The sequence below is a fragment of the Gordonia sp. (in: high G+C Gram-positive bacteria) genome (assembly GCF_049299075.1).
Classification (GTDB): Bacteria; Actinomycetota; Actinomycetes; order Mycobacteriales; family Mycobacteriaceae; genus Gordonia.
In genome coordinates this window covers 1-4217 of record NZ_JBAQWU010000446.1, presented here as the reverse complement: position 1 = coordinate 4217, position 4217 = coordinate 1, and the positions used below count along the sequence as shown (strand labels likewise).

Below are 4217 nucleotides of genomic sequence, written 5' to 3'. Positions count from 1 at the left end.
GGCACGCAGTTCGCCGATTATCGAAATCGGGTCGGTCAGCTCGGCCAGTCGTGGAAACGGGGTGTCGAACAGCAGATGTGCCAGGGACTCGGCCTTGCCGCGGTACTGCAGTGGTCGTGTCGACCGGCGTCGGGCGTCATATGCGTTGGTGCGGCGCCCGGCCTTCTTCGCTGAACTCATCATGCGACGCTCGCATTCGTAGCTTGTCAGTGTGGCGATTGCGGTGGGCGCGAGATCCCACGACGAGAAGATCAGCCGCTTGGTGAGTCGGCGCGCTGCCTGGGTCTCAAAGTCGCCGCCGGCGCGATAGTAGGGGAGCGACGGAGGCAGCCAGAGGAGACGCTCAGCGTGAGCGGTGTCGAAGAAGTCGCTCCACAATCGAGCAAGGCCTGCATGCGTCGATGGGACCACCCGGTAGGCGAGAATCGACTTCCAGGGCAGTACTGCGGGTGATCTCTGGAGTGCCTGAAGCAGTGATCGTGACGACTTGCTGCCAGATTCCACGGTGTCGCGGAGATCGGCCAGCACCTTGTACCGATCGAGGTAACTCAGGGTGTACGGCGCAGCCTTCCAGTAGGAGACCACATCGCCGACTCGTGGTGCCTGGGTCGGTGCCGTGATCGCCCGGAGTTGCTCGATGATCTGGGCGGTAGAACGGAATTGCTTCAGAGCCGCCGTGTCCGGCACGGGAAGAAGCGTGCCTCGCTCTGTGAGCATTCCGTCCCGATTGATGGTTGCCGACAGTCGTTCGCTGCGGGTCATCACCTTCCGCAGTCGATCGCCGACACGGCCTGCGGCGATCAGTGCCGGGTCTATCCCGTCGACGACGGAATCGCTAATGGTTCGGCGGAGTTCAAAGAGGTCCTTGGAGAGCCCGTCAACCTCGCTGGCCACGTCGGTGCCAGGCAGTCCGCCGACGAGAAACCGGTAGGTGGCCAGAAAATCCTGGTAGTGGTCGTCCACGCCGGCAGCCTGGCTTGGTGCGCTCGGGTCAGCGAGTGCGCGAACCGACGATGAATGCATCGTGTAGGGCGTCGCCGACAGCATGAGGACTCGGGTGTCGCGGCCGTGGTCCTCGTGATGGAACGACAGGAGACGCTCAGCGATGCTGGCGGCGTATCGATCCTCGCTCGTCGCGGCCTCGTCGTCCCCCTGGAGGATGTCTCGAAAGCGCTGGAACTCGTCGAGAATGACAAGATCGGGTTGAAGAAGTCGCGCGCCGGTGTTAGACAGAGCCGCGCGTAGCCGATGGAGGATTCTTCGTTGTCCGCGAGTCGCGTCCTCGGATCGCTCAGCTCCGAAATCGTGTGCGACGCGGTGCAGATACGCATCGGTGTCGTCGCCAGACTCTGCGATCAGTTCCGCGTCGACCTTGGCGATTTCTTCGGCGAGTAGTTCACGGGCGCGCTTGGAAAGCCTGCCGCGGTAATAACTGGCCCGCTCCCGGATCCGATCCTCTTTCGAGACATCCGGGTAGTCCTTTATCCCGCCAGCGAACAGCGTGCCGATTCCCTTGCCTCTGAGGCGATGACCGCCCCATAGATCGCTGAGGGCGGCAAGAGCGGCAGCACGCTCCTCGAACAGGCCGCCACTGTGTCCAAGCTTCATCGATGTGCCTGGCGTGAGCGCAATCAGACTGACTGGGTGGTCGGCTCGCTCCCTGAGGTCAAACGGTAGCAGTGATAATCGCTGCGAGTGATGCTCGACGTCGACACCGGCTGGGGCGAGCTTTCGAAGATTCTGTTCGGCGATCGACTCGTTGGAACAGATGTAGACGATGTCGATGCGAGAGTCGTTCTGGCCGTGGAGATGAGCGATGGTCTGCGCGATCACCCCTCGCGCGACGATGGTCTTGCCGAGGCCGACTTCGTCGGCGACCAGGAAACGCGAGGTCGAATCCGCGCCGTCACCGAAGAGACGAGCAAACGTGTAGTCGGCGGTCGCCGTCTGAAAGTCACTCAACCGACTCATCTCGGCGTCGACGTCGAGCACGCGTGGGGGATGGTGCTCGCCGTGTCGGTCAGCCATTGTCCGGACCCGCCATTTCGTCGATTGCTTCCCAGAGCTTGAGCAACGCGGGATCGGCGAGTTCTGAGTGGTTGCGGACAGCCTCCATCAACTTGCGTACAGGTCGAATCTTGGCGGGTGCGGCTACGGTGGCTCGGAGCATCAGTTCCAGAATCGGGAAGGTCGTCAGGTCGCCGCCGCTGCGGCTGATCGCTTCGAAAATTGGAGCGGTGTCCGAATCGAACCGGTCTTGCGGAGTGTCTGTGAGCAGCATGATCAGGTACTTGAGAAGGCGTTCGGGATCGGCGATCAAGGTGGCGAGCAGACGGTCATCACGGTCATCGGGAATCCCGTCGAGGTCGCAGGGGAGCACGAAGGAAGTCGATGCTTCTCCGAAAGACAGCCGAACGCCGAGGAACCGGGTGAGCTGAGTTAGCGAAAGCGAGTCGGACCAGAGGAGTCGGTCGTCGATCGGTGTGCGCCAGTCTGACGTGCTGATTGGCCGAAACTCGATCTCTGCGCCCTGACTATCTGGGAACTGCTGCGAGGCGATGTATTTGATCGTGTAGACTTGCTCGGATTGCTGCTCGACGGTCCCGGTGATGTGGAGGCCTCCGATCGTGAACTGCAGCTGGCGGAGCGTTGATTCATCGGCAGTCTCGCCGTCGGGTGGATCCGCCCAGACGTGCGGGATCAACATCGAGGACAGTCGCTTCTCGCTGTCGCGGGTCACCTTCGCGGGGTCCGGTTTGAGGAACTCCTTGACGCCGACGTGCCGCGTGGGTCCCGTGAGCTCGACCAGGATCTCGGTATTGCGAGTGATAGCGCTCTGAGTCGCGTTGGCGCTTCCAGTGAAGACGGCGGTCGTGCTACCTGGGAGGTCGTGGACGTACAGCTTGGCGTGGAGGCCGACGTGCGAATCGGACTCCGCCGACGATTCAGGGTCGTCGGCTTCGGCGACGAAACTCGGGTTGAGCGTGAAGGAATTCGGGCGTGCTGATCCGGACGGAAAGGCGGCGTCGAGTTCCGCGGGTCGGGAGATCATGGTCAGCTCGCGGATCGCGTGAAGTGGACTGGGAAGGCCGGCTGTCTTCCCGAGGAACGGTGAGACGACAAGTGCGCGGACGGATTCAGCGGGCAGCGGCGGTCTGTGCCCTGCCGCCGAGAAGCCGAGCGGATGCACTCGCATGTCAGTGAACCCGGCCGGCATCGAGAAGCTGATTCTGCCGATGGATTCGGCAAGCTGTGCGATGGCCGCACCTCGTTCGACGGTAGGGCCCACGTTGGTGGCCAGAGAGGGGAGTTGCTCGAGTATGTCGGACAATTCGGAGAGCGTCGCGGAGGTGAGGTCGTCTGGGAGCGACTGATCGAGACGAACCACCGTGTCCCAGGACCGGTCAAATGTGAGGTTCCGACTGGGAATAAGGAGTCGATGCAGGTGCTGACCCATGGTGTCGACAAAACGAAGCGCCCAGAGCTTCGGGTGGAACAGGCCGCCGCGTGGTGCGCGCACCGGGATGACGACGTCGTCGAGGAACCCCAGGACACGCGATTCGCTGGTCGTGTTCGGCAGCGCGATGTGAGCGGCATCGGAGAAAACTGTGAGCTTCTTGGCATGCGTGCGCAGTGCTTCCAGAAGATGGAGTGGTGTCAGCGATTGGTCGGAGCCCGAATCGGCGGCGCTGGCGCCGAGTGCGAATGCCGTGGGTACGGCAAGCAACGCGATCAGATCGAGGGTGAACGATGTGCCTACCGCGATGTCCAGCTCGTAGCCTTCGGGTGGCGCGAGCGATTCGACGAGAGTGACGCCGTCGTCAGGACTCAGCATTGCTGGGGCCTTCCGCGTGCTGGCAGTCGATGATGAGTCGTCGGGCATAGCTCCACCGATAATCCAGATACTCGGTACCGAGTAACTCGCCGTCCCAGTTCAGTAGGGGCGAGGTGTTGGTCAGCCGGGCAGACGACCGTTTCAGTGTGCGTTCACGGCTCGTGATGAGATCGGCGAGAGTGTCACTCGCCAGCGCGCTCTCGGGGTCGTCGATAGCGTCGCGGCACCATCGCGTGACGAAATCGCGCGTTGCTGCCGTGATGTTGGTGCCCGCGGCACTCAGGTGATCGAACATTTCGGGAAGCTGATCTCCCCACGAAGAGATCAGATCGGTTTGATCGTTCATGAGGTCGATCCACTCGCGGATGAGGGTGTCCAAGCG

At 62.3% G+C, this 4217-nt stretch carries 2 protein-coding genes and 1 pseudogene; all 3 read right to left on the bottom strand.

Annotated features, from left to right (window positions below):
- Positions 1 to 2028: pseudogene (locus WAW85_RS14180) on the bottom strand (hypothetical protein); the annotation flags it as partial.
- The gene (locus WAW85_RS14175) at positions 2021 to 3835 is read right to left on the bottom strand and encodes a phospholipase D family protein (protein WP_422560241.1); all 1815 of its coding nucleotides are present in this window, start codon (positions 3833 to 3835) and stop codon (positions 2021 to 2023) included. The pseudogene WAW85_RS14180 and the gene WAW85_RS14175, both read right to left, overlap by 8 nt.
- On the bottom strand, positions 3822 to 4217 hold a 396-nt coding region (locus tag WAW85_RS14170), incomplete at its 5' end, for a DUF6361 family protein (RefSeq protein ID WP_422560240.1). The genes WAW85_RS14175 and WAW85_RS14170, both read right to left, overlap by 14 nt.